This is a genomic window from Stenotrophomonas sp. P5_A8 (genome assembly GCF_056400545.1).
Genome location: NZ_JBFULB010000021.1, coordinates 1 through 24,250 on the forward strand (window position 1 = coordinate 1; position 24,250 = coordinate 24,250).

The 24,250-nt window shown below is 66.4% G+C and carries 20 protein-coding genes and 2 pseudogenes; 15 read left to right on the forward strand and 7 right to left on the reverse strand.

Going from position 1 to position 24,250, the window contains the following annotated elements:
* Positions 1–129: 129 nt before the first annotated feature.
* Positions 130–579 (reverse strand): multidrug/biocide efflux PACE transporter, encoded by a 450-nt coding sequence (locus AC1DQP_RS02980; protein ID WP_478051071.1) that lies wholly within the window; start codon positions 577–579, stop codon positions 130–132.
* Positions 580–744: 165 nt separating this feature from the next.
* On the opposite strand from AC1DQP_RS02980, the gene AC1DQP_RS02985 reads away from it, so the two are divergent.
* The gene (locus AC1DQP_RS02985; protein ID WP_256774774.1) at positions 745–1,629 is read left to right on the forward strand and encodes a LysR family transcriptional regulator; all 885 of its coding nucleotides are present in this window, start codon (positions 745–747) and stop codon (positions 1,627–1,629) included.
* A gap of 191 nt (positions 1,630–1,820) precedes the next feature.
* The gene (locus AC1DQP_RS02990; protein ID WP_457320827.1) at positions 1,821–3,128 is read left to right on the forward strand and encodes a TPM domain-containing protein; all 1,308 of its coding nucleotides are present in this window, start codon (positions 1,821–1,823) and stop codon (positions 3,126–3,128) included.
* An 8-nt stretch (positions 3,129–3,136) separates the two neighbouring features.
* Here AC1DQP_RS02990 and AC1DQP_RS02995 read toward each other — a convergent pair whose 3' ends face one another.
* Positions 3,137–3,808: a VOC family protein gene (locus AC1DQP_RS02995; protein WP_478051080.1), complete on the reverse strand. Its 672-nt coding sequence runs from the start codon at positions 3,806–3,808 to the stop codon at positions 3,137–3,139.
* A 50-nt stretch (positions 3,809–3,858) separates the two neighbouring features.
* Positions 3,859–4,356, reverse strand: a complete 498-nt coding sequence (locus AC1DQP_RS03000; protein ID WP_312237919.1) for an Lrp/AsnC family transcriptional regulator — start codon at positions 4,354–4,356, stop codon at positions 3,859–3,861.
* 270 nt (positions 4,357–4,626) lie between these two features.
* Here AC1DQP_RS03000 and AC1DQP_RS03005 point away from each other — a divergent pair, with 270 nt between their 5' ends.
* The 7 genes from AC1DQP_RS03005 to proC are packed head-to-tail and all read left to right on the forward strand — an operon-like array spanning position 4,627 to position 14,300.
* A complete protein-coding gene (locus AC1DQP_RS03005; RefSeq protein WP_457318505.1) occupies positions 4,627–6,873 on the forward strand; it encodes a TonB-dependent receptor in 2,247 nt (748 codons plus the stop codon).
* Between the two features lie 22 nt (positions 6,874–6,895).
* On the forward strand, positions 6,896–8,431 hold the full coding sequence (locus AC1DQP_RS03010) for an amino acid permease (protein ID WP_457318506.1): 1,536 nt from the start codon (positions 6,896–6,898) through the stop codon (positions 8,429–8,431).
* Complete coding sequence (locus AC1DQP_RS03015) at positions 8,428–9,867, forward strand: amidase family protein (protein ID WP_457318507.1); 1,440 nt, start codon at positions 8,428–8,430, stop codon at positions 9,865–9,867. Before AC1DQP_RS03010 ends, AC1DQP_RS03015 begins: the two co-directional genes overlap by 4 nt.
* Positions 9,867–10,496: an FMN-binding negative transcriptional regulator gene (locus AC1DQP_RS03020; RefSeq protein ID WP_457318508.1), complete on the forward strand. Its 630-nt coding sequence runs from the start codon at positions 9,867–9,869 to the stop codon at positions 10,494–10,496. The genes AC1DQP_RS03015 and AC1DQP_RS03020 overlap by 1 nt, the downstream gene beginning before the upstream one ends.
* The gene (locus AC1DQP_RS03025) at positions 10,493–11,485 is read left to right on the forward strand and encodes an alpha/beta hydrolase (protein ID WP_478051072.1); all 993 of its coding nucleotides are present in this window, start codon (positions 10,493–10,495) and stop codon (positions 11,483–11,485) included. The genes AC1DQP_RS03020 and AC1DQP_RS03025 overlap by 4 nt, the downstream gene beginning before the upstream one ends.
* Positions 11,482–13,482, forward strand: coding sequence for a S9 family peptidase (locus tag AC1DQP_RS03030; RefSeq protein ID WP_478051073.1), 2,001 nt, complete (start codon positions 11,482–11,484; stop codon positions 13,480–13,482). The genes AC1DQP_RS03025 and AC1DQP_RS03030 overlap by 4 nt, the downstream gene beginning before the upstream one ends.
* Positions 13,479–14,300, forward strand: coding sequence for a pyrroline-5-carboxylate reductase (gene proC, locus AC1DQP_RS03035; protein ID WP_478051074.1), 822 nt, complete (start codon positions 13,479–13,481; stop codon positions 14,298–14,300). The genes AC1DQP_RS03030 and proC overlap by 4 nt, the downstream gene beginning before the upstream one ends.
* 6 nt (positions 14,301–14,306) lie before the next feature.
* Here the strand turns inward: proC and AC1DQP_RS03040 are convergent, their stop codons facing one another.
* The 3 genes and pseudogenes from AC1DQP_RS03040 to AC1DQP_RS03050 all read right to left on the reverse strand — a co-directional run.
* Positions 14,307–15,308, reverse strand: a complete 1,002-nt coding sequence (locus AC1DQP_RS03040) for an aldo/keto reductase (RefSeq protein ID WP_478051075.1) — start codon at positions 15,306–15,308, stop codon at positions 14,307–14,309.
* Positions 15,309–15,355: 47 nt separating this feature from the next.
* Positions 15,356–16,360, reverse strand: a complete 1,005-nt coding sequence (locus AC1DQP_RS03045) for a TIGR03571 family LLM class oxidoreductase (protein WP_457318513.1) — start codon at positions 16,358–16,360, stop codon at positions 15,356–15,358.
* A gap of 117 nt (positions 16,361–16,477) precedes the next feature.
* Positions 16,478–17,149, reverse strand: a pseudogene (locus tag AC1DQP_RS03050) (ATP-binding protein); the annotation flags it as partial.
* 214 nt (positions 17,150–17,363) lie between these two features.
* Here AC1DQP_RS03050 and AC1DQP_RS03055 point away from each other — a divergent pair.
* The 6 genes and pseudogenes from AC1DQP_RS03055 (at position 17,364) to AC1DQP_RS03080 (ending at position 23,239) form a co-directional block, all read left to right on the forward strand.
* Positions 17,364–17,936: a TnsA endonuclease N-terminal domain-containing protein gene (locus tag AC1DQP_RS03055; protein ID WP_457318515.1), complete on the forward strand. Its 573-nt coding sequence runs from the start codon at positions 17,364–17,366 to the stop codon at positions 17,934–17,936.
* 3 nt (positions 17,937–17,939) lie between these two features.
* Positions 17,940–19,832, forward strand: coding sequence for a transposase (locus AC1DQP_RS03060; RefSeq protein ID WP_478051076.1), 1,893 nt, complete (start codon positions 17,940–17,942; stop codon positions 19,830–19,832).
* Positions 19,832–20,719: a TniB family NTP-binding protein gene (locus AC1DQP_RS03065; RefSeq protein ID WP_478051077.1), complete on the forward strand. Its 888-nt coding sequence runs from the start codon at positions 19,832–19,834 to the stop codon at positions 20,717–20,719. Before AC1DQP_RS03060 ends, AC1DQP_RS03065 begins: the two co-directional genes overlap by 1 nt.
* A 2-nt stretch (positions 20,720–20,721) precedes the next feature.
* A pseudogene (locus AC1DQP_RS03070) lies at positions 20,722–21,135 on the forward strand (TniQ family protein); the annotation flags it as partial.
* Positions 21,136–21,366: 231 nt separating this feature from the next.
* Positions 21,367–21,756, forward strand: a complete 390-nt coding sequence (locus AC1DQP_RS03075) for a hypothetical protein (RefSeq protein WP_457321702.1) — start codon at positions 21,367–21,369, stop codon at positions 21,754–21,756.
* 634 nt (positions 21,757–22,390) lie between these two features.
* A complete protein-coding gene (locus AC1DQP_RS03080; protein ID WP_478051078.1) occupies positions 22,391–23,239 on the forward strand; it encodes a hypothetical protein in 849 nt (282 codons plus the stop codon).
* A gap of 66 nt (positions 23,240–23,305) precedes the next feature.
* Here the strand turns inward: AC1DQP_RS03080 and AC1DQP_RS03085 are convergent.
* On the reverse strand, positions 23,306–24,250 hold a 945-nt coding region (locus AC1DQP_RS03085), incomplete at its 5' end, for a hypothetical protein (RefSeq protein WP_478051079.1).

Here is a 24,250-nt window from a genome sequence, read left to right on the forward strand (position 1 = left end):
CACCTGAACAGCCTTTCAGCCGGAGCCAATGCATGAAAGTGCGACCGCGGGGTAATCGGCGATGAAAGGTTGCCCGTACGGGACGAAAGACCAAGAGCGGGCGTCCTGTTGGCGCGCGCGCCCCCATCATCAGGCCTCGCTAACCCGCGCAGCCTCCCCACGCCGCACCAACCGCTCCCGCACCTTGTCGTACACCAGGTTGTACACATACGTGTAAGGCAGGAAGAACGCGATCAGCCCCATCTCCAACAGGAACGCATCCCAGTAGGAGATGGACAGCCACCACGCGGCCAGCAGCACCACCACCAGCACCAGCCCACCCTCGAAGCCCACCGCGTGCCCGATACGCACCGGCACGGTCCGCTTGAACCCGAACTTCTTCTCCACCCGCTCGAACATTGCGTTGTAGAGCATGTTCCAGAGCATCGCGCACGTGGCCAGGGCGATGGTGAGTACGCCGGTGTCGAACAGCGACTTGCCCAGCACGTAGGACATCACCGGCGCGCACAGGCACAGGGCGATGCCTTCAAACAGCACGGCGTGGACGATTCGGTCCCAAAGGGTCTTTTCGGTTTTCATGGGTGCAGCACCTGATGTTCGCCGCCGGCAGGGCCAGGCGGAGAGGAGAGCGGATCGAAGGAGGGGGAGGGGGCGGCGATCAACGCTCGTAGCGCGCCCGGAGACCATGGTATAAGTTTCAAAAATGGTGAAAAACCCCCAATATCGTAGGCGGCCGTTTCATATATGAAACACTTTCCGTGGGACAACCTGATGGTGCTGCTCGCGGTGGTCCGTGGCGGCACCCTGCGCGAAGCCGCCAAGGCAGCGCGCATGAGCACGGCCACGCTGTCGCGCCGGCTGGATGCGCTGGAAGAGCGGCTGGGCGGCAAGGTGGTGGAGCGCACGTCCACCGGCTGCATCCCCACCGAGCTGGGGCAGCGGGTGTTTGCGCTGGCCGAGCAGATGGAGGAGGCCGCCGACGAGATCGCCCGCGAAGCCGATACGCCCAAGGAGCTGGTGGGCACGGTGCGGATCAACGCCGACGAATGGGCCAGCTTCCTGCTGATCACCCTGTTGCCCGGACTGAATCGCCAGCACCCCGGCCTGGGCGTGGAGGTGCTCACCTCGCGCGAGCCTTACAACCTGGCCCGCCGCGAGGCCGACGCGCTGCTGCGCTACGGTCCGCCCGACACGACGGATCTGCGCGGTGACCGCGTAGGCCGTGTGGAATACGCGTTGTACGCCAACCAGGCCTACGCCGCGCGGCGGCAGGCGGCGATTGCCAACCAGGCGTGGCATGAGCTGGAATTCGTGGGACTGGACGAGCCGCGCGTGGAGTTCGAGGTGGAGCGCTGGCTGCGCACGCTGCCCGGCGCCAACCGCCCGTGGCTGCGCTGCAACTATTCGGTGGGTGTGCTGGATGGCGTGACTGCAGGTGGCGGGCTGGGGGTCATCGAGTGCACGGTGGCGCAGCACGTGGGCGGGCTGGTGCGCGTGCGCGATGCGCCGGCATTGAGCCAGGAGGTGTGGCTGTGGACGCACCGGTCGCTGTACGACACGCCGCGCTTCCAGGCGGTGCGCGACTTCCTCAAGCACGCCTGGCTCAATGCGATGGGTGAGCGCGGGTAGCGGGTGGTGTAAGGCGTGCGCGACGGCGTCATGCAGCCTTGGCAAGGCTGTCAATGAGGAAAGTGGCCCTTGCTCAATGCTGCGTCCAGAATCAGACGCCGGGATGCCAGGACGAGGAAGCGTGAGGCCCGCTCCGCATATCGCGTAGCATCGCCCCCAGCATGCAACCGGACGCGGCGATGGGGAGCAGGATGAAGCGACTGTGGCGATGGGCCTGGGTACTGTGTCTATTGCCGGTAATGGCGTTGGCCGCAACCACGCCGATTCTCGAACTGCATGACCCGGTGGTGGACACGGTTGGCGTTCTCGACGCCAGCCAGACCGCGCAATTGCGCGCGCAGGCGCTGGACCTGCAGGCACGGCGCGGTGCGCAGTTGCAGATCCTGGTGGTGGACAGCACCGGCGAGGACGGCATCGAAGCCTACGCGCTACGGGTGTTCGACCAGTGGAAGATTGGCCGCCAGGGAGTGGATGACGGCGTGCTGCTGGTGCTGGCCATGGGCGACCGCCGTGTGCGCATCCAGACCGGCTATGGGCTGGAAGGCGCGATTCCGGATGCCTACGCTCAGCGGATCATCGACCAGGCCATCCTCCCGCGTCTACGCGAGGGTGAGCCCGCCCAAGGACTGATCGACGGCAGTGCGCTGCTGGTGCGGCTGGTGGATGGCGAGGCGCTGCCGCCGCCCAGCGACGATGCCGATGCCCACGTGACCCGGCTGCCGCAGGACTGGCGGCGGGGCGACAGCATCGTGGCGCTCGCACTGCTGGCCGGCTTTCTGCTGGGGCTATGGCCGCGACGTCCCGCAGTGGACGCCAAGGCGCCTGTGCGGCGCTGGTGGATGCGGCCGCTGCTGATGGCGGGTGCGGTGGCGATCGGCGCGCTGGCCTGTGCGCTGCTGAGCCCGGGTGCGACCCCGGCGCTGGCCATCGCGATGGGTTTCCTGGTGCCAATGGCTGCCGTGCTCGGTTGGCTATGGCGGGACAACGGGCCATCGCGCTGGGCGCTGGGTCCGCTGCTGGTCGCCTGTGTCGCGGGCGACATCGCATGGCTCTGGTCCGGTCGCCCCCTGCCCAGCTTGGCGCTGCACATCGCAGCAGTGGTCGTGCTGGCCTTCGTGGGGATGGTGATCACGTTCCTGGTGCTCGCGCTGCGCTCCAGTTGGCGGGTGGGGCGCATCGGCTTCTTCGCACGGCTGGTGTTCCTGTCGATGCTGACCGCAGGCTTCGTCTGGCTGGTGCAGCGTACCTTCGCGAAGATGGGCAGTGACGCCGGTACGGTGATGCTGGTGGCGGGCACGTTCGTTCTGTATTTCGCCTGGACGTTGGTGATGGCACTGCACCAGCGGCCCCAGAAGGGCGGCAAGGGCCGGCGACGCGGCGGCGGCTCGCGCCGCAATGACGAGCGTAGTTCGTCCAACAGCTCATCCAGTAGTTCGTCCAGCAGTTGGTCCGGTGGTGGCGGACGCAGTGGCGGTGGCGGCGCATCGGGAAGCTGGTAAGCGTCGGATCAGGCCGAATACATGCGCCAACCGAGCGCAGCGTCGATGAGTTCGGCGCCGGCCGTAACGCCGCTCAACCGCGCCTGCACGCCCCGTGCATTGGGCAGCGAGCGCTGCTCGGGGAACCAGCGGCGGGTAACGTCGGCCACGATCAGCAGCCCTTCGTCATCGCCCATCGGCGCGAAGTAGGGCGTTGGTGGCGACAGCGGTTCCAGGCCGAACGTGGCTTCAATCCGCGCCTGCGTGACAGCAACGGACACCGCCGGCAGGCCGACCTCGCTGATGCAGGTCATCTCGCTGCCGTGGAAGGCGCCGTGCAGCGCCGACGCGGGCAGGCGCCGGCGTGCGATCAGCTCCAGGATCAGGCCGTCGGGGCCGGTGAAGTAGATCGATTCCGAATCCCAGCGGCCTTCGAAGGTGAAGTGTTCCTGGCCCTCGGCATTGCGCTGGCGCGTGGCGCGTGCATCCAGCCACGCGGTGGCTTCGGTGAAGCGGTTGTGTGGCACGTTGAAGGCAAGATGCACGCCGCCGACCGGCAGTTCGCCCGCAGGAACAAGCTGCAAGGTGCTCCAGCCCACCTGCACGCGATCACCGTCCACCGGCAATTGCAGCACATCGCGGAAGTACGCCGCCACGGCGGCGAGATCGGAAACCGGCAGGATCAGGTGGTCGATACGCATGCAGGCATGGTGCAGCGGACGCACGTGCAGGTCCAGTGCACGGCGCACATTCACCCGCTGCGTTTGCTCGACGACGCATCCACCAGTGGATAGCCGCTGAAGGGTTTCACTTCGTCCATCAGGAACTGCGAGACGATCTTTTCAACGCCGTAGTCGCCGCCGAGCAGCAGCCGGGCGATGTCCTTCCAATGGTGCACATCGTTGACGATCACCCGCAGCAGGTAGTCCGACGCGCCGGAGATGCGGCAGGCCTCGACCACCTCGGGCATGGCCAGTATGCGGCGGTCGAAGGCGGTGAATTCTTCCAGCACGTGCTGCTTGAAGGTGACCAGCGCGAGCACCACCGTGACCGAGCGGATGCGGTCCACCGCCACGTGCGCGCGATAGCCACGGATCAGTCCCTTGGTCTCCAGGGTGCGCACGCGCGCCAGGCAGGCACTGGGCGAGAGAGCCACGCGCTCGGCCAGCGCCTGGTTGGTGATGCGCGCGTCCTGCTGCAGCACGTCGAGGATCTTCAGGTCGGTGCGATCGAGGGCCTTGGCAGTCATGGAACTCCGGGAGGCGGCATGCACCGCAGGTTGTTCGCTATTTGAGGGCCAGTGCCGCAGATTCTGCGTAATTCACCTGCGATATCGGCCGGATCTTCGGTTTTGCGCCAGATAACCATAAGGCAATCAATGGTTTGGCGCCAGTTAGTGCCCCGTCGTTTCTGCTGGACAGCGATAGCCCTTTTCACTTTCACTCGACCTCAGCCGTGATCGCCACCGCGCAGACAGCCGCCGGTAGCGTCATCCATCGCCACTCGGGGGACCGTGCCAATGTCGTCGCATCTCCACGTACGCAAGCTGACCCGCGCCATCCGTGTTTCCTGTTGCCTGGGCCTGATCGCCAGCGCACCCGCCTGGGCGCAGGACGCCGCCCCTGCCTCCGGGGACCCGGCCAAGACCCTGGACACCATCGTGGTCACCGCCGGCAAGCTGAAGGAGTCGGTGCGCGAGATCGCCGGCTCCGTCTCGGCGGTCACCGACCAGCAACTGCAGGACATCGGCGCGCAGTCGCTGGCCGATTACATCCAGCGCACCCCGGGCGTGGTGTTCAACAACTACCAGCCGGGCGTGTCGCACGTGGTGATGCGCGGCATCGCCACCAGTTCGGGCAATGTGCAGGGCCAGCCGACCACCGGTTACTTCCTCAACGAAGTGCCGCTGACTGAGCCGGGCTGGACGATCGCGATCCCCGATATCGATGCGTTCGACCTCAATCGCGTGGAGGTGCTGCGCGGCCCGCAGGGCACGTTGTTCGGTTCGGCCTCGATGGGCGGTGCGATCAACTACGTGGCCAACGTGGCCGACAGCAGTGGCTTCGATGCCGCCGCCGAAGCGACGGTGAGCCAGACCAAGAATGCGGACGTGGGCTATTCGGCCAAGGCCATGGTCAACCTGCCGATCAAGGAAGACCTGCTCGCCGTGCGCGCAGTGGCGCAGTACCGCGATGCGCCCGGCTTCCTGGACAACATCGGCACCGGCAAGAAGGGGTCCAACAGCAGCACCGTGGAGGGCGGCCGCCTGTCGGTGGTGCTCACCCCAAGCGAAGGCACCACGCTGACCTGGCTGAGCCTGCTGCAGAACACCGACAGCGACGACAACAGTTACCGCATCGTTGGCTTGGGCGACCTGGAGCGCAAGACCGCGCTGCCCGAGTTCACCAACACCAAGGTGGCCGTGCACAGCCTGCGTCTGGACCAGGACCTGGGCGTCGCCGACCTCACCGCGTTGTTGTCCTACCAGAAGAAACAGCAGGACTGGCGCTTCGACTACACCCCGGTGCGCGGCGCTTACAACGCCGACCTGGGCCTGGGCCTGACCGCGCCGCTGTACATCGCCTCCGGCGGCGAGAGCCGGGGGAAGAGCATCGAGCTGCGCCTGTCGTCCAAGCCCGGTGGCCGCATCGACTGGCTGGTGGGCGGGATGTACTTCGATTCGGACAAAAGCCTGTACGAGACGCTCGGTGCGCGGGGCGCGGCCGGTGCCTTCGACCGCTCGCCGCTGTACGGCCCGGGCAGCGGTGCGGTGATCGCGCCGGACGGGGAGATCTTCAACGGCTTCGGCACCCGGTTGAGCGGCTCGGAGGCGGCGTTGTTCGGTGAAGCCAGCCTGCACCTCAACGAACAGTGGAAGCTGACCGTGGGCGGTCGCCTGTTCCGCAACAAGGTGCGCACGACCACCACGCAGGAAGGCTTCTCGACCTATCCCGGCGCGCCGATCGTGTCCACCCAGCAGACCGAGGAAGACGGGTTCAATCCGAAGGTGTCGCTCACCTGGCAGGCGACCGACGATGTGATGGTCTACGGACTGGTGTCCGAGGGCTTCCGCTTCGGCGAGCCGAACACGGCCGGCCTGAGTACCTATCCGGTGCCGTCGGGGTCGAAGAGCGACAGCCTGATCAACTACGAGCTGGGCACGCGCACCCGCTGGGCCGGTGGTCGCCTGCTGCTGGACGCCACGCTGTTCTACGTGGACTGGAAAGACATCCAGTTGCGGCTGCAGACGCCGGACTTCTTCAACTACGCCAGCAACGGCGGCAAGGCCTACAGCCGTGGCGTCGAGCTTTCCGCGACCTGGCGCCCGGTGGATGCGTTCGACTGGCAGGCTTCGGCAACGTGGCAGCACGCGCGGCTGGATGAAGACCTACTGATTCTGTATTACGGCACCGCGCCGGCGGGTTCGCAGCTGCCAGGCTCGGCCGACTGGACGGTGAGCAACCTGCTCACCTACCACTTCGATGCGCGCTTCGATCCCACGCTGTCGCTCTCCCACCAGTACGTGGGCGGTGGCATCAGCGATCTCAACTCGGCCGTTCCCGGGGTGACGCCGAACCGGCAGGGCAACTACAACCTGTTCGACCTGCGCTACCGGATGACCTTCGGTACCACCGATGTGACCCTGTTCGGCAGCAACCTCACCGACAAGCGCGGCATCACCCGCAGCGTGACCGAAACCAACGGCATCGGCGAAGGCCTGGTGCGGCCGCGTACCTACGGCCTCACCGTTCACTGGCGTTACTGACAGCATGGACGGGACGGGTCGGGTGGACGAACGTTCGATCGGGCGCTGGCAGCTTGCGGCCCGCCGCAAGACGCTGGAGTCGGTGGTGGCCGATGGCGAGCGCGCCGGTCTGCACCGTCGGCTTGGCGCGGGCAGCCTGCTGGTGCTGGGGGTGGCCAACATCCTGGGTGCGGGCATCTACGTGGTGACCGGGACGGCGGCGGCCAGCTTCGCCGGGCCGGCGGTGCTGCTGGCGTTCGTGCTGGCGGCGCTGGCCTGTGGTTTCACCGGGTTGTGCTACGCCGAGCTGGCCTCGGTGATTCCGGTGTCCGGATCGGCGTACTCATACTGCTATGTGACCCTGGGGGAGGGCGCGGCGTGGGCGCTGGCCTGGATGGTGATCCTAGAATACCTGCTGGCGGCCGCCGCGGTGGCGGCGGGGTTCTCCGGCTATCTGACCAGCCTGCTCGGCGATCTGCATGTGCAGGTGCCCATGGCCCTGGCCACCTCCAGCGTGATCGCCAGCCAGCTGGGCGGCCACACGCAGTTGTCCTTCAGTGGTGGCGCCAATGTGGTGGCCGCGCTGGCCGTGCTGGCGGCCGCGGCGGTACAGATTGCCGGGGTAGGGCGGTCGGCGTTTGCCAACCTGGTGCTGGTGCTGATCAAGATCACGGTGCTGCTGGCCTTCATCGGGGTCGGCTCGCAGTTCATCGACACCGCCAACTGGCATCCGTTCCTGCCGGCCAACGAAGGCGGGTTCGCCTACGGCTGGCCCGGGGTGATGCGCGCGGCGGCGATGCTGTTCTTCGCCTATCTCGGCTTCGAGACGGTGTCGATGGCAGCGGCCGAAGCGCGCAACCCGCGCCGTGATGTGCCGGTGGGCATTCTCGGCTCGCTCGTGGTGTGCACGGTGCTGTACATCGCCGCCGGTGCGGTGCTGACCGGGCTGGTGCCGTTCCGCGAACTTGGCGTGCCCGATCCGGTCGCGCTGGCGGTGGACCGCATCGGCTGGCCGGGCTTTGCGGTGCTGATCAAGGTGGGTGCGCTGACCGGGTTGGGCTCGGTGCTGCTGGCCAACGCGTACGGCGCGTCGCGGATCAGCCTGAGCATCGCCCGCGATGGGTTGCTGCCGGCGTTTTTCACCCGCGTACATCCGCGCCTGGGTACGCCGTGGCTGGCCAGCGTGGTGTTCGGCACGGCCAGTGCGGTGCTGGCCGCGCTGCTGCCGATCGGCATCCTCGGCGACCTGATCTGCCTGGGCATCGCCTCGGCCTTCATCGTGGTGTGCATCGCGGTGATGTGGCTGCGCTCCACCCGTCCGGACCTGCGCGGTGGTTTCCGCGTGCCGCTCGGCGGGGTGTGGATCGGCCGCACCTGGATCGGCGTGGTGCCGGTGCTGGGCATCGTGATGTGTCTGGCGATGATGGCCCCGGTGCTCGGTGACATGTACGCGCAGGTGCGCCGTGGCGACACGTTGCCGGCCACCATTCTGCTGGTCTACGTGTTGGTCGGCGCCTTCCTCTATCTCGGTTATGGCCAGCGCCGCGCGCGCCGGCATGTGCAGGACACCCCCGCATGACGCTTGATGATTTTCCCCTGACCCACGCATTGCAGCTGGGTCGGCTGGATGCGCACGACCAGCACGCGCTGGTGCGTCGTGGCGACCTCTCGCCCACCGAACTCACCGCTGCCGGCATCGTCCGCGCCCGCCATCTGGACCCGGCGCTGGGTGCGCTCAGCCATACGGATTTCGATGCGGCGCTGGTGCGGGCCGGTCACGTGGACCGCAGCGCGCCGATGGCCGGCGTGCCGTGGCTGCCCAAGGATTCGCTGCGCTATCCGGGCATGCCCACGCGGGGCGGCTCRCGCTCGCGCAGTGGGGTGGCGGCTACCGACGCCTCGCCATTCGTGCAGCGCTTCGATGCAGCCGGGCTGGTGGCCATCGGCAAGAGCTGCATGCCGGAGTTTGGCTTGATGGGCTCGACCGAACCGCTGCTGGGCCCGGTCACACGTAATCCGTGGGCACCGGCGCATTCGCCGGGCGGTTCCAGCGGCGGTGCCGGGGCGGCGCTGGCGGCGGGCATCGTGCCACTGGCGCATGGCAGTGATGGCGCCGGCTCGATCCGGATTCCCGCCTCGGCCTGCGGGGTGGTCGGATTGAAACCCGGCCGTGGCACCACCGTGGCGGTGCGCGGGCGGCACGCGATCGAAGACCTGATCGTGGCCGACAGCCTGATGTCGCGCAGCGTGCGCGATACGGCCTGGGCGTTTGCGGCCGCGCATCCGCACGCCGGGCTGGATCTGGACGCACTGGCACGGCCGCCGGCACGCCTGCGGATCGGCGTGGTGAGCGGCGCACTGCCGGGGCTTGCACCCGATCCGGCGGTGGCTGCCGTGCTCGCCGAGGTGGTCGAACTGTGCACGGCGTTGGGCCACGAGGTGCAGGCCACCAACTATCCGCTGCCGGGCACCGAGGTCTGGCAGGCGCTGTACACGCTGTGGTCGCGGCTTGGGCAGGATGCCGTGGAGGTGGCGACGGCGCAGGGCGGTGAAGACTTCGCTGCGCGGGCGCTGGAGCCGTGGACGCACGGCTTGGCGCGCTATCACCGCACGCACTGCGACGTGGCCGCGCTGGAGCAGGCCTACGCCACGCTGGCCGCCCTGCCAGCCGCGTTCAACCGCTTCCACCAGCATTTCGATGTGCTGCTGACGCCCACGCTGCGCACGCCGCCGCCATTGCTGGGCGAGCTGGCACCGGACCGCGATTTCGACGCGCTGATGCCGGCGATGTTCGACTGGATCAGCTACACCCCGTTGCAGAACCTTGCCGGCACGCCGGCGATCTCACTGCCGCTGGGCCAGGCCGATGCCCTGCCGATCGGCGTGCAGTTTGCCGCCGACCGCGGGCAGGAGCCGCTGCTGTTGCAGCTGGCCGCCGAACTCGAACGCGTCGCGCCGTGGCGCGACCGCTGGCCGACGGTTTCCGTGGCCACCGCATTGAAGGAGATGGACTGATGGGACACGCCCGCGACAGCCGCTACGCCGCGCGCAGCGAGGACGACGTACTGCACCTGCTTGCCGCCCAACCTTTCGCCTGGCTGGTGTCGGCCGGGGGCGACGATGCCGCTTTCACGCCGTTGCCGCTGCGCGCCGAATGCGATGCCAGCGGCCAGCTGGTGGCCCTGCGCGGACATCTGGCACGCCGCAACCCGCACGTGGCGCGGCTGCAGCGCGACGGTCGCGCGCAGGCGCTGGTGATGGGGCCGCATGCCTATGTGTCACCGAGCTGGCTGGACGACCGTACCCAGGCCCCCAGCTGGAACTATGCCGCTGCCGTGTTCGACCTGGACGTGGCGGTCAGCGAAGAGGCGCACGACATCCGCGCCGAACTGGATGCGCTGATCACCCAGATGGAAGCCGGCCGCCCGCGTGCCTGGGCGCTGGATGAGATGGGCGAGCGCTATGCGCGGCTGGCGACCGGGGTGAGTTCGCTGTGCGGGGTGGTGCGCGAAGTGCGCGCCACCTTCAAGCTGGGCCAGGACGAGGCGCCGTTCGATTTCGCGCAGTTGCTGCTGGGCCTGCAGGCCGATGGTGAACACGCGCTGGTGGACTGGATGCGCGATTTTGCCGGGGAGCGCGCATGAGCCGCAGCTTGGACGCGCTGGATCCGCAGATCCGTGGCTTCATCGAGAGCGTCTGCCGCGAAGGCGCGCGGCTGCGTGGCGGACGCGAACTGGGGTGGCCCGAACGCCGGGTGATCGCCGCACAGGCCCGCGAGCCGTGGCGCACCGGCGGTCCACAGATGCGCGAGGTCATCGATGTGCGACTGGACTCCGCGCACGGGCCGTTTGGCGTGCGCGTGTTGTTCCCGCACGAGGGGGCCGCCACGCCTTCGCCCGCGCTGGCGTACCTGCACGGTGGCGGCTGGTGCCTGTTCGGGCTGGATACGCATGACCGCCTGCTGCGCGAGTACGCCGCCGCTGCCCGCATGCCGGTGGTGGCGATCGACTACAGCCTGGCCCCCGAGCATCCGTACCCGGCCGCACTGGACCAGGCGCTCATCGCGCTGGACTGGGTGCGCAGCCACGGTGCGGACATCGGCATCGATACTGACCGCCTGGCGCTGGGCGGCGACTCGGCCGGCGCCAATCTCGCCGTGGCCACCACACTGCGACTGCGTGAGCGCGACGAGCACGCCCGTGTGCGGGCGCTGGTACTCAACTACGGCGCATGGACGCCCACCCTGTCCGATACGGCGCGGCAGACCCTGGGCGGGTCGGACGACATGCTCAGCGGCGCGGAAATGGATGAGTTCTGGGCCGCTTATCTCGGGCCGGATGCCGCGCAGCAAACCGGTGCGCTGATGGCGCCGCTGCATGCGCCGCTGCACGCGCTGCCCCCCGCGCTGCTGCTGTGGGGTGATCGCGATGTACTGGCCGAGCAGAACGCCGCGATGGCGCAGCGTCTGGCCGAGGCCGGCGTACCGACCCGAACGCAGGTATATGCGGGCGCGCCGCACAGCTTCATCGAAGCGATGGCCGTGTCCGACACGGCGCGCGATGCCATCGCCCGCGGCGCAGAATGGGTGCGCCAGCATCTGTTGCTGCCCACCCTGCAAGGACATCCCGCATGACGCTGACGCCGCACCGGATTCTCGCCGCCTGCCTGTGCCTCGCCGCCTCGTTGCCCGCTCTGGCCGCCACGAAGGAGGCACCGGTGGCGCCGACCCCGGCACAGATCATGGCGCTGCGCACGGTTGCCGACCCGCAGATCGACCGTGACGGCGCGTGGATCGCCTACACGGTCGGCACGCCGCAGGCCGAGGGCAAGCCGCCGCGCAGTCGGATCTGGCGGGTAGCGGCCAGTGGCACGTCGCCCGCGCACGAACTGAGTGCCCCCGACACCGTCAGCGACGAGCATCCGCGCTGGAGTGCCGACGGGCATCTGGATTTCATCTCGAACCGGACGTTACCGGCCGCCGACGCACATCCCGGCCTGGCCGATGCGCAGGTGTGGCGCATCGACGCACGCGGCGACACAGCCACGCCGCTCACCCGCGCCAGCGGTGCGGTGAGCGCCTTCGAGGTGTCGCGCGACGGTACGCGCGTGGCGTATCTGGCTGCGGACGCAGATGCTGCCGCCACCGTCGCTGCACGCGCCGCCAAGGACGATGCGGTAGTGGTCGAGCGTCCTGCGTCGTTCACCCGGGTGTGGCTGCGCGAGCTGCGCAGCGGCGACACCCGCGCGCTGACCGCACCCGGCCTGCAGGTCCACGACCTGGCCTGGTCGCCGGACGGGCGCACGCTTGCGCTGCGCGTGTCCGATGGCGCCACTCTCAACGACTATTGGTACCGCTCAAGGGTGGTGCTGGTCGATCCCGCCACCGGCACGCTGGGGCAGGTGCTGGAACCGCGTGCTTCGGCCCATCCGCTGCAGTGGTCATCGGATGGAAGTCGGCTGCTTTATGGACACCTGGGCGAGCACGGCATGGTTGCCGACGTGACCGTGCACGAGATCGCCACGGGCAAGCGCGTGGTGCTTGGTGCGGACTGGAACGGCACGTTGTGGCTGGCGCGCTGGCAGGACGACCGCCGTCTGCTCGGCCTGGGCCAACGCGGCGTGCGCGGCACGTTCCTGCAGCTGGATGCGGCGACCGGCCGCTGGCAGGAAGTGGCGCGCCCGCAGATTCCGTACGCCGCTTTCACCACCACCGCCAGCGGCCGCAGCGCGTACATCGGCATCKGCGACGCGCAGCCAGCGGAGGTGTGGGTGGAGAACGGCGGCACGCTGGGCGCACGCACCGAACACCATCCGGAAGTGGCCGGCTGGGCCCACGGACAGGTGCGCGAGCTGACCTGGACCTCCTCACGCGACGGCCTGCCCATCACCGGCCTGCTGGTCACCCCGCCAGGCTGGGAACGCGGCACGCCGCTGCCCACCCTCGTGCAGGGCCACGGCGGCCCGGCGTGGGCGTGGTGGTCGGGCTGGCTGGGCTCGTGGCACGACTGGGCGCAACTGCTGGCCACGCACGGCTATGCGGTGTTCCTGCCCAACCCACGTGGCTCTGAAGGCGCCGGCCATGCGTTCACCGAGATGGCGCGCAACGATTGGGGCGGTGGGGATTTCCAGGACATCCTGGATGGCGTGGACATGCTGGAAAAGGAGGGTGTGGTCGACCCGCAACGGCTGGCGATCGGCGGCTGGAGCTACGGCGGTTACTTGGCCGCATGGGCGGTGACCCATAGCGATCGCTTCAAGACCGCGATCGTCGGCGCCGGCGTGATCGACATCGGCGCGATGGCGCTGACCACCGACACCCCCGACTATCTGCCCGGCTACTTCGGCGACCCGCTGGCCAACCGCGCCGCCTATGACGCGCACTCGCCGATCCGCTACGCCGACCGGGTCAAGGTGCCAGTGCTGATCCTGCACGGCGAGCAGGACAAGCGTGTGCCGCTCTCGCAAGGGCAGATGTTCCACCGCGCGCTGCGTTTCAATGGCACGCCGGTGGAGATGGTCACCTATCCGCGCGGGCCGCACTGGTTCTTTGAAACCGCACACGGCCGCGATGTACAGCAGCGCGTGCTGGACTGGCTGCATGCGCAGCTGGGCGCGGAGCGGCCGCAGTGACGGCCGCTGCGGAGATCGCCTTCATCGGTGGCGGGCACATGGCGCGCTGCCTGATCGAGGGCTTACTTGCGCAGGGGCGTGAGCCGTTGCAGATCGCAGTCGCCGATCCCGTGCCTGGCATTCGTCAGTCGTTGGCGGAGGACCTGGGCGTGCGCGTTTTCGAACATGGCGCCGAGGCCGCCGCTGTCGCACCGCTGTGGGTGCTGGCGGTGAAGCCGCAAGTGGCGCACGCGGCCTGCGAAGCGCTGGCTGGCGTTGCCGCGCAGGTGCGTCCGCTGATCGTATCGATCATGGCCGGCATCACCCACGCACAGTTGCAGCAGTGGCTGGGCATCGACACGATCGTGCGCAGCATGCCCAACCAGCCCGCCGCGATTGGTGCGGGTATCACTGGGCTGCATGCGGCGGCATCGCTTGGTGTCCAAGCGCGCGTCCAGGCCGAAGCGGTGTTCATCGGTGCAGGTGCCACCGTGTGGCTGGAACAGGAATCGCAGATGGACACCGTCACCGCCGTGGCCGGTAGTGGCCCGGCATATCTGTATCTGCTTGCCGAGGCGCTGGAGCAGGCGGCCTGCACCCGTGATCTGTCGCCTGAGAACGCCCGCGCGCTGGTAGTACAGACGCTGCTGGGGGCCGCACGCATGCTGCAGGTGTCCGGCGAGGCACCTGCGCAGCTGCGGCAGCGCGTGACCTCGCCGGGAGGCACGACGCAGGCGGCCATCGAGGCGCTTGAAGTGGGTGGATGGCACGCGTTGGTCGATCAGGCGGTGGACGCGGCCCGTGCACGAGGGAGGGCGTTGGCCGTGCAGCCCGGCTGAGGCCCGTCAGCCTCCCTGCGGCAGCGGCGCCTCCTGCGCGATCAATCCCCGCTTACGCAGCTCCTGCCAGAAACCGGCCGGAATCACCGCAGCGGCCAGGGCAAGGTTTTCGGCGATGCGGCTGGGCTGGCTCGCCCCAGGAATGACCGCCGCCACGGCCGGATGGGCCAGCGAGAACTGCAGTGCGGCCGCGCGGATGTCAACCTGGTACGCGTCACAGACGCCGCGCAATGCCGCCACGCGGGCGRGGATCTCCGGGGTGGCCTGCTGGTACTCGTAGTGCGCACCGCCGGCCAGGATGCCCGAGTTGTACGGACCACCTACGACAATCCCCAGACCACGCGCAGCGCTGGCCGGCATCAGCGTCCTGAGGGCGTCGGCATGGTCGAGCAGCGTGTAACGCCCGGCGATCAGGAAGCCGTCGGGATCAGATTGCTGCAATGCCATCTCACACGGCTCTACCCGGTTCACGCCCAGGCCCCAAGCCTTGATGACGCCTTCCTCGCGCAGGCGGGTCAGCGCCTTGGCGGCGCCGTTCATTGCAACGTCGAACACCTCGTGCCAGGTCTCGCCGTGGAAATCCTTGGCTGGGTCGTGGATCCAGACGATATCCAGGCGGTCGGTCTGCAACCGCTTCAGGCTGGCCTCGATCGCGCGCAGCGTGCCGTCGGCGGTGTAGTCGTAGACGATCTTGTTGGGCAGGCCGTGTTCGAACAGGCCGCCCTTCTCGCCAAGGTCGCGCCGGGTGGTGTCTTCCACCTCGTCCAGGATCAGGCGGCCGACCTTGGTGCTCAGCGCATAGGCGTCGCGCGGATGGTGCGCCAGCGCCTGCCCCAGGCGGATCTCGGCCAGGCCGGCGCCGTACATGGGCGCGGCATCGAAGTAGCGGATGCCCTGCTGCCAGGCGGCTTCGACGGTATCCAGAGCTTCCTGGGTGGGGATGTTGCGGTACATGTTGCCCAGCGGGGCGGTGCCAAACCCCATCGGGGTGGGAACGGAAATGCGCATGCGTGTCTCGGGGGAGAAGGGGAAAGGAGGGGCAGCGGCGCGTGGGTTCATGCCGCTGTTGGCACCGCGATCGATGCGATTGCTGATTCAGGCGCTGCAGCCGGGGAATGGAAGATCGGCAGCACGTACTCGGAGATTTCATGCAGCGTCTCCTCGAGCGGGCGCTGGTTGCGACGCAGGTGCAGGCCGATGTGATCGACGCCGGCGGCACGCATCGCCTGCAGTTCGGCGATCAGCGCGTGGCGACCACCACTGAAGCCGAACCGCCAACGCTGCATGGGTGCATCCGGACGCGCGTCCAGCTCAAGATGGATGAAGCTGGCGTAGGGCTTGTTCCCGGCGACGGCACGCCATGCGGCCACGCGCTGCGCGTGAATCTCCGGCGTCCCCGGAAACGCCAGGCTGCCGTCCATGTGCTGGCCGATCCACGCGGGCGTCTGCTGGGCCAGGCCGGCCACCAGCAGCGGCAGCGGCGATGCCTGTCGGGGCAGCAGATCAAGCGGCTCGGGCAAGCGCGTACGCGCGTGGTCGCGCAGCATCGCCACCTGATCGCGGAAGTTGCTGCCGCGACCGGGGAAATCGCGTCCGAACAGCGGGTATTCCACCGGTCGGTCGCCGCTGGCCACGCCCAGCAGCAGACGGTTGCCACTGAGCTGCTGCACGGTGGCGGCGGCCTTGAGGGTGAGCAGCGGTTCGCGGATCGGCAGGACCACCGCGGCAGTGCCAAGCAGGATGTCGCGGGTGATCCCGGCGAGATAGCCGAGGTAGGCAAACACCTCGAACACCTGCGCCGCATCGCCGAAGGACGGGTCGTAGACCGGCACGTCGCGGATCCACAGGGCACGGAAGCCAAGCCGGTCAACCAGGCGGCCGAGCTCGGCATGGCGCTGCATGTCCGGTTCGCCGGGAAGGCGGCCGCTGTTGCGCCGTGCCCGCTCGCCGCCGGGTGTCCAGTCATTGTCCAGCGGCGCTTCCAGCCCGATGCTGAAGCCACCGGCGGTGAGGCGGGCGAGGGCAGGAGGCGTGTCGAGGTGGACGGGCGCGATGTTCAAAGGGAGATCCAGTCGGGGGAGACGGCGGCAGGTGCCGGTGCTACGGCAGGCGCACAGTCTGTTCCGTGGACTCTTTCGGAATAAGGGGCCAATCCACAAATTTCCTTTGCGGTTGGATCAACAATGGAGCCCGGTTCCCCGGTCCAGCTGCCGATAGCCGATGGCCTCGGCCACATGCGATGTGGCGATGTCGGCCTGTCCGTCCAGATCGGCCACGGTGCGTGCCACGCGCAGGATGCGGTGCAACGACCGGGCCGAAAGCTGCAGGCGCTCGACCGCCTCTTCCAGCAGCGCCCTGTCGCTTTTGGATAGCCGGCAGTGCTGCGCAAGCTCGGCGGGAAGCAGCTGCGCATTCGGTTTCCCACTGCGGGCCAACTGCACCCTGCGCGCCGCAACCACGCGCGCACGCACGGCCTCGCTGTCCTCGCCGTGCGGTTGCTCATCGCGCAGCTCCTGCGGTTCCAGGCGCGGCACCTCCACGTGCAGGTCGATGCGGTCCAGCAACGGGCCGGACACGCGGCCGCGATAGCGCTGGATGCTCTCGGCCGCACAGCGGCAACGTCCGCTCCGGTCGCCGGCCCAACCGCAGGGACACGGATTCATGGCCGCAACCAACTGGAAGCGTGCAGGGAAGATCTCGGTGCGCGACGCCCTTGCGACGACGACCTGCCCACTCTCAAGCGGCTCGCGCAGCACCTCCAGCGTGTGCCGGCTCCATTCGGGCAATTCGTCCAGGAACAGCACGCCGTTGTGGGCCAGCGATATTTCCCCGGGGCGCGGATAGGTGCCGCTGTCAATTGTCAGGAAAACCGCGACTTAGGCCTTTACAGGTCCTGAGTCTTGGGCGATTCTAGCGCCTGAATGGTGCGACAGAAGTTCATAAATAACGCGACTGCGTGGCAAATGGCGATATATGACGCGACTGAGTTCCGCTTCGCCCGTCCGGGCGCTGAAAAATAGCCGCCGCGCCCTGACCGGGAAGGTCACTTTGGGCGGCGGTGAGATGGCCGGCTTTGAATCCTCGCTGGAGCGGGACTGGCTGAGGCTGCTCGATTTCGATCCCAACGTCATCGCGTTGCGAGAACAGCCCTTCACGATCTACTACGAATCTGAAGGGCGGCGCACCCGGTACACGCCGGACGTCCTGGCCGAGTACTCGCAGGCCGGGCAGGCCAAGACTGTGGTCTACGAGGTCAAGCCGCTGGAGACCCTGCGCTCGGACTGGCAGCTGCTGCGGCCGCGGTTCAAGGCGGCGGTACAGCATTGTCGGGCCCAGGGCTGGCAGTTCCGAATCGTGACCGAGCGGCACATCCGGACCCCTCTGTTGGCCAACGCCACCTTCCTGCGTCGATACAGATCCATGACTCCGCTGTTGGTTAAGCAGGCGCAGCTGAAGTACACCGCGACGGTGCTGGGCCCAACGACCCCTCAGGCACTGCTGGCCGCCGCCTACTGGCCGGTCGACGAGCAGGCCCAGGCCATTCCTGCCCTGTGGCAGCTGGTGGCCAGCGGTGAAATCGAGGCTGACCTGAGCAAGCCGCTCACCATGGCCACCCCCATCCGCTTGAGAGGCTGACACGTGTCACTGTCCAACTTCTTCAAGGTAGAGCCTGGTGCCCAGGTCTTTGTTGGCCCGCGCAAGTATCGGGTGACCCACATGCTGTCCATCGACAGCGTGTTGGCTGAGGACATGGAGACGGGGGCCAGCGCTAGGCTCAGGATCGAGACGCTGTCCACGATCGTCTCTGCCGAGGACGCCAGCGATGCCGGCGGCTTCCCGATTCACCAGTATTCCAAGGAAGAGTGGTCGGTCGCGCAGAAGCGATTTGAAGCGCTGCGGCCGATGATCGATCACCCCATCAGAAGTCGTACTGAAGTCGAAAAGCTGGCCAAGGCGGCCGGCGTCCACGTGGCCACCTACTACAAGTGGCTCGCGGCCTATCATGACGCCGGCCATGTTGCCGCCCTTGTCCCGCGCAAGCGCGGAGCCGCCAAGGGCCAGAAGCATCTGGCCGCTGATCAGGAACTGGTGATCAGCTCCGTCGTCGAGGACATGTATCTCAAAAAGCAGAGACACTCGCCCAAAGAAGTCGTGGACGAAGTGCTCCTGCGCTGCAAGCGCGCCAAGATCACCCCCCCAGCTCCCAGCACCATCCGTCGACGTCTGAGAGAACTGTCGCCGGCGATGACGCTGCGCCGGCGCGGCTTCAAGGACAAGGCCCGAGACGTGTACGAGCCCATTCGTGGCTCGTTCCCGGGTGCTGACTTCCCATTGTCAGTCGTCCAGATCGATCACACCCCGCTCGACGTCATCGTCCTTGATGAGGTCCACCGCAAGCCGATCGGTCGCCCGTGGCTGACGTTGGCGATCGACGTTTACAGCCGGATGATCGTGGGACTCTACGTCACCCTGGACAAGCCGTCGGCGACATCCGTGGCCATGTGCATTTCCCACGCCATGACGCCGAAGAGCGATTACCTGGCGGCTCTTGGAGTGGAAGGCAACTGGCCGGTATGGGGTCAGATTGGCACGCTGCACGCCGACAACGCCAAAGAGTTCAAGTGCAAGGCGGTTACCCGCGGCTGCCAGGCCAACCACATCGACATGCAGTGGCGGCCGGTCAAGAAGCCTCACTATGGGGCACACATCGAACGGTATATGGGCGTGGTGGCGACCGAGCTCAAGAAGGTGCCCGGTACCACGTTCTCCAACACCCAGCAGCGCAAGGGTTATGACTCCGAGAAGGAAGCTGTGTGCACGATGAAGGAGGTCGAGGCCTATCTGGTGGAATTCATCGTCAACAACTATCACCAGCGCAGCCACAGCCAGCTTCAGGAGGCCTCGCCGACGCGTATCTGGCAGCAGGGCATCGTTGGCACGTCCGAGCGGCCGGGCATTGGGGCAATGCCGATTGTCGGTGATCCCGAGCGGATTCGGATGGATTTCCTGCCGTACTTCGAGATCACGATCCAGCGGTCGGGCGTTCGCCTTGAGAACGTCTTCTACTATGACCCGGTCCTGGACCCGTACATCGGCGCAACCATGCCCGATGATCCCAATACGAAGCAAAAATTCATCTTTGCGCGGGACCCGCGCGACGTCAGCCAGATTTATTTCCTGGATCCCAAGGCGGATCGGTACACCCCAATCCCCTATCGAGACCTGTCCCATCCTCCTGTATCAGCGTCTGAGCTGAGAGAGGTGACCAAGGCACTTCGCGCGGAGAACAAGGACGAAGTGGACGAGCACCGCATCTTCAGCAGCATCCAGCGCAACCGTGACCGGATCAACGCCTCGACCGAGTCGACTAAGGCTGCCCGTCGCCAGGCAGCGTCGCGGCCCAAGGCAAAGCCCGTGCCTGCCCAGGTGCCCGCGGCAGCCCAGCCCCCGGCGAACGAGCGCGCCGCTGAGCCGGCTCTCAGCATCTTTGACCAGGAGCTGGAAGAGTTTGAAGTAGGAGAGCTGAACTGATGAGTGCCTACCCCCACCTCCTGCCCCAGGTCGCGGAGCGAATGGAGGACTCGGAGTCCGAGCGCATCGAGTTTGCCCGCAGCGATCGGTGGATCGCGTATCCGGTCGCAAAGGTTGTGATTGATGAGCTTGATCAGATCATTGCCTACCCAACCACTCAGCGGCCTCCCTGCCGGTTGATCGTGGGCCGGGGTGATAACGGAAAGACAGCCATCCTGCGTCAGTTCCGGCAGCGACATCCGATCACCATCCGCGAGGACGGTAGCCCCAATTCACCGGTGGTCGCCATCGGCATGCCGGCAACCCCGGACCTTTCCCAGATATGGTCGGAGATCCTGCAGTCCTGCGCCATCACGCATCGTCGTGGTGACCCTGCCCATGCCAAGTACGCTCAGGTGGTTGGAGCCTTGAGATACATCAAGGCGCGGGTGCTGTTGATCGACGAGTTCAACAACATCGTGAATGCTAGGAAGGAGGCTGCGGACGTCCTGGCTGGCCTGCGCAAGCTCAGCAACGATCTGAACCTGAGCATCGTCGCTGCGGGAACCGAGTCTGCCATCAACGCGCTTTCTTTCGATCCGCAGATGCGATCGCGCTTCAAGCCATTGGCCCTGACCCGATGGAGCCTGGATCTGCCTTATCTGTCTTTCTTGAAGACGTACGAAAGGCTCCTGCCTCTGCGGACAGCATCGAACCTGGCTGGCAAAGATTTGGCCCAGGTGATCTTCAATGCCGGCGGCGTGGCCATTGGGGGCACCGTCTCTCTGATCAAGGAAGCTGCGGTTACCGCGATCCGGTCGGGTCAGGAATGCATCACTCCAGCGACCATCCTGGATACCCAAGAACGCCTGCGCCAGAACTACGAGGGCGTTGTCGCCTCGACCTGACCATGCACATCGGATGGCCGCCGCTGGCTGGGAATGAGCTACTGAGCTCGTATCTTTCCCGCGCGGCCATCGGTCGTGGAATGAGTGCACAAAGCCTGACCTCGCTAGTCTGCCCTGGGCACTCCATCTGGACCCGGGATGTAGACACCAATGCCCGAGTGGATACGTTGAATGTATTGGCTGCAGCGATCGGCGTGCCCACATCCCGCATTCGGGGCATGACGCTAGCGGGACTGAGCCATCCAGAGCCGGACGGGCCTGGTTGGCAGGGAACCCATCACTGGGTGACCTCAATCGGTGTCTACCATCGGTCCAGGCGGCGCCACGGATTGTGTTTCTGCCCCGTCTGTCTCGATGAGCGCCCGTTCTTTCGCCGCGAGTGGCGCTTGGCCTTCTGGACAGTGTGTCCGCAGCATCAGGTATTGCTGCACGATGCCTGCCCTTCATGCGGCGGTACCGTGGAGCCGCATCGTCAGCAGTACGACCTGCGCCTGTGTTCACGGTGTAACCGGTCTCTGGTCTCTGGGGACTGCGTGGTCGCGGTCCCCTCCTCCATGCAGGGGAAGTTGTACAGGGCATGCGTGCAGCCTGGCTTCACCCAAAACTGGCGGGTAACCCGATGCACCGGTCGGGACTTTCTCCTTGCGATGGACGCACTGCTTTCTGGCTTCGGTAGCGCTCGCCTGCCGGACATCAACGGCGGACGGCAGTGTCGGGAGAGACTGGAAATGCGCCGAGTGGGCCTGCGAGATGCCGATCTTCGGCTGCTGGATACGCTGTGCCGGGCTTGGCCACTGTCGCTTCATGCTGGTTCCCGGCAGTATCATGTGACCCAGCGAAGTTTCAGACAGCAGTGTCCGGAATGGCTCGCACAAGAGATTGGCCAGTTGCCGGCCGGACGCATCAATGGCCAGGCCAACGCGGGTCGGCGAGCAGTGCGTATTGCGGCTGAGGCAGAACAATGGCGGAAACCTGGATGGCGCTCGCTACGCGCAAGTACGCTGCTGAAGATGATTACTCCTCTCAATGAGCACTGACAATTACGGCCGCCGTACCTGTGATGGGTGTTATACCCCGATCGTGAACGCGCACCGCGTTCACAACAAGTCCGAGTATTGCCAGAAGTGCTACAACGACCAGTTCGCCAAAGGCATATGCCCTGAATGCAGTGGACCGACGCGTTATCATGTGTCTGAGTCGTCGATACCGCCTTGCGGTAAATGTCTCCGGCAGAAGCGCCCGTGTGGTCGGTGCAAGCGGCCTACGCCTCGTGCCGCGCGCATCTTCGAGGTCGAAGTTCCCGGTATGGGAGAGGAGGCGGGTCCCGGAACGCTGAGCATGGTGGTGTGTGCCAGATGCGTCCGATACTTCCGGGCACCCGAACCCTGTGATCTGTGTGGAGAGCCGAGCTCTGACCTAGCGCGTGCGTCTCATCTGGAAGAAGGGGTGCGCGCCTGCCCCAGGTGCCGTACTGCAGATACCCACGCCACCTGTTGCCTGTGCCGCAAGTACAGGAAGATCGAGACAACCGTCGATGGGCTTAACCATTGCAAGGCTTGCTCAGGTCCGACTGCGGCTTCCCATGCGTGCCCAGGCTGCGGGCTCACGGTTGCTGGTAGTGGCCAGTCCCATTGCGACGATTGTCTGATCCTGTCGCGCCTGGATCGTGAGGTGGAGCTGCGCTTGCCGCTTTTCGAGCAACCTTGGCTGGCCCGCCTATACAAGAATTTCGCCGAGTGGAGTGCCAACCGGGGCGTTCGCACACCGCGGCTGCCGGCGAACGTTACCAAGGCGGTGGACTTCTTCCTGATACTGGACCGGGTCAAGGATCTTCGTCAGCCGCTGACTGCCGATGCGATGGTCAAGGTATTCAGCTCCAAGGAGCTGCGCTCTAACTTGAATGCGGCGACCTTTCTGCAGCAGCAGTTCGGCTTCATCATTGATGGCAAGGCCCGCGCCGAAGGGCAGAGTCACGCAATCATTGAGGACAAGTTGGCTGCAGCTGCCGGCACACCTTGGTACACCTATTTGGCCTCCTACCGTGCCTGGCTGGCGGATAAGCCTGCGCGCACGGTGGCCCAGTACATGGGCGTCGCCGAGGCCTTCTGCCGGCAGTTCCAGATCAGTGGCCCATTTTCGCAGCAGGAACTGGTTGAGTTCCTTGCGTCCAAGCCGGGCGCTCGGACCAACCTCGGCCCCTGGGTCAGCTTCGCTCAAAAGCAGCTCGGCTGGCCTGTCACCTTGCCACCAAAGGTGATCCCGCCCCCCGCGCTACGGACGGACGCTGCCCGTCTCAAGAAGCTGCTGGGCGCGATCGGGGACGCAGCTGAGGCGTCCACTCAGGACCTCGAGGACGTTGTGGCGCTGGCATTTGGCTTCAATAGGCGCGAGTTGGCCAAGGAGGTGCTGGGCAGGTCCGGGGAMCGTCATCTGCAGACCCGCAATGGTCCGGTAGAAATCCCGAACGCCATGGCGGGCCTGGTCGCCACGTGGCTCCAACGACGAGGCAAGTTGGCGTAAGCGCGGTGGGGTACTTGGCCAGCGGGGCTTCTCCTTCACTGGTACGGGGCACGCCGGCCCTACAGATCACTTCACAGCGCTGCCGGCAACTTGCCTGCTACCGGACACGGACTTGAAAAAGGCTATCAACCAGTCTTTGTCCCATTTCTTCTTGTGCTCTCTCTTCTTGCCGTCGTCCTGGCCCTCATCCTCATCCTCATCCTGTGAAACATAGCGATGGGTGAAGCAGTACGCCTTCATGGATGCGGTGCGGAAATGGTCCTCGAGGTTGCTCCCCCTGGCGCTGAAGATGACATTCAGCGCTCTGGAGATTTGAGCATCCGGGTCAGATCCATCGTCAATCACCAGTGGGGTCATTGCGCCCTGCCGGGTCTGGATCTCGATCCAGAAGCCCGTTCTTCCATCTGACAGCGTCACACCCACGACCAGCGCGCCTCGCTCCAGTCCTCCGGACCGCCTGCCTTCCTGATGGAGGAACGCCCATCCCTTACGAACCCGCTGGTCGTAGTTGACTGCCCGTTCCAGTTCATCCAGGAAGTTCCAGCAGACGCATGACCCAATCGGCACGCGTTGGGTCGAATCCTGAGGGTAGACCAGGCTGAAGTCAGCAATGGCACCTTCAGCCTTGATCGCCTCCAGTACCTCGAGAAGCGCCACAAAGTTGCTCTCGGACGCGCGGCTCTTCAGTCGGGCGTCGAGCGCGCTCTTGGAGTCCTTGGCACCATCGCGGTCGCCGAACGAGCCGTCCTCGGTACTGGTATTAGGTCCCGGGGCCCTTGGCTCGGTGTACACCGCACTGTGGTCCTTCACCAAGTCAAAGCGCGGAGGGGCATTGACCCACTCGAACGTATCGCTGGGCTCGTCGAACGCCTGGTGGTTGGTTGAGCCATTGTGGCCATCGTTGTCCTGCATGCCATTCGGCCGCTTTGGGCCGCGGTCCGGCGCGCCACTATAGGGGCGAGGTCCGTCCGAATGCTCGAGATCACCGTCCCGGCCGCCATCGTTGACTAG

Bases quoted from the DNA above. Each gene is read 5' to 3' on its own strand.
- AC1DQP_RS03065 (WP_478051077.1), top strand. From the start codon at position 19,832: ATGAGTGCCTACCCCCACCTCCTGCCCCAGGTCGCGGAGCGAATGGAG.
- AC1DQP_RS02990 (WP_457320827.1), top strand. From the start codon at position 1,821: ATGAAGCGACTGTGGCGATGGGCCTGGGTACTGTGTCTATTGCCGGTA.
- AC1DQP_RS02985 (WP_256774774.1), top strand. From the start codon at position 745: ATGAAACACTTTCCGTGGGACAACCTGATGGTGCTGCTCGCGGTGGTC.
- AC1DQP_RS03020 (WP_457318508.1), top strand. From the start codon at position 9,867: ATGGGACACGCCCGCGACAGCCGCTACGCCGCGCGCAGCGAGGACGAC.
- AC1DQP_RS02980 (WP_478051071.1), bottom strand. From the start codon at position 579: ATGAAAACCGAAAAGACCCTTTGGGACCGAATCGTCCACGCCGTGCTG.
- AC1DQP_RS02995 (WP_478051080.1), bottom strand. From the start codon at position 3,808: ATGCGTATCGACCACCTGATCCTGCCGGTTTCCGATCTCGCCGCCGTG.
- AC1DQP_RS03075 (WP_457321702.1), top strand. From the start codon at position 21,367: ATGGACGCACTGCTTTCTGGCTTCGGTAGCGCTCGCCTGCCGGACATC.
- AC1DQP_RS03055 (WP_457318515.1), top strand. From the start codon at position 17,364: ATGGCCGGCTTTGAATCCTCGCTGGAGCGGGACTGGCTGAGGCTGCTC.
- AC1DQP_RS03025 (WP_478051072.1), top strand. From the start codon at position 10,493: ATGAGCCGCAGCTTGGACGCGCTGGATCCGCAGATCCGTGGCTTCATC.
- AC1DQP_RS03000 (WP_312237919.1), bottom strand. From the start codon at position 4,356: ATGACTGCCAAGGCCCTCGATCGCACCGACCTGAAGATCCTCGACGTG.
- AC1DQP_RS03005 (WP_457318505.1), top strand. From the start codon at position 4,627: ATGTCGTCGCATCTCCACGTACGCAAGCTGACCCGCGCCATCCGTGTT.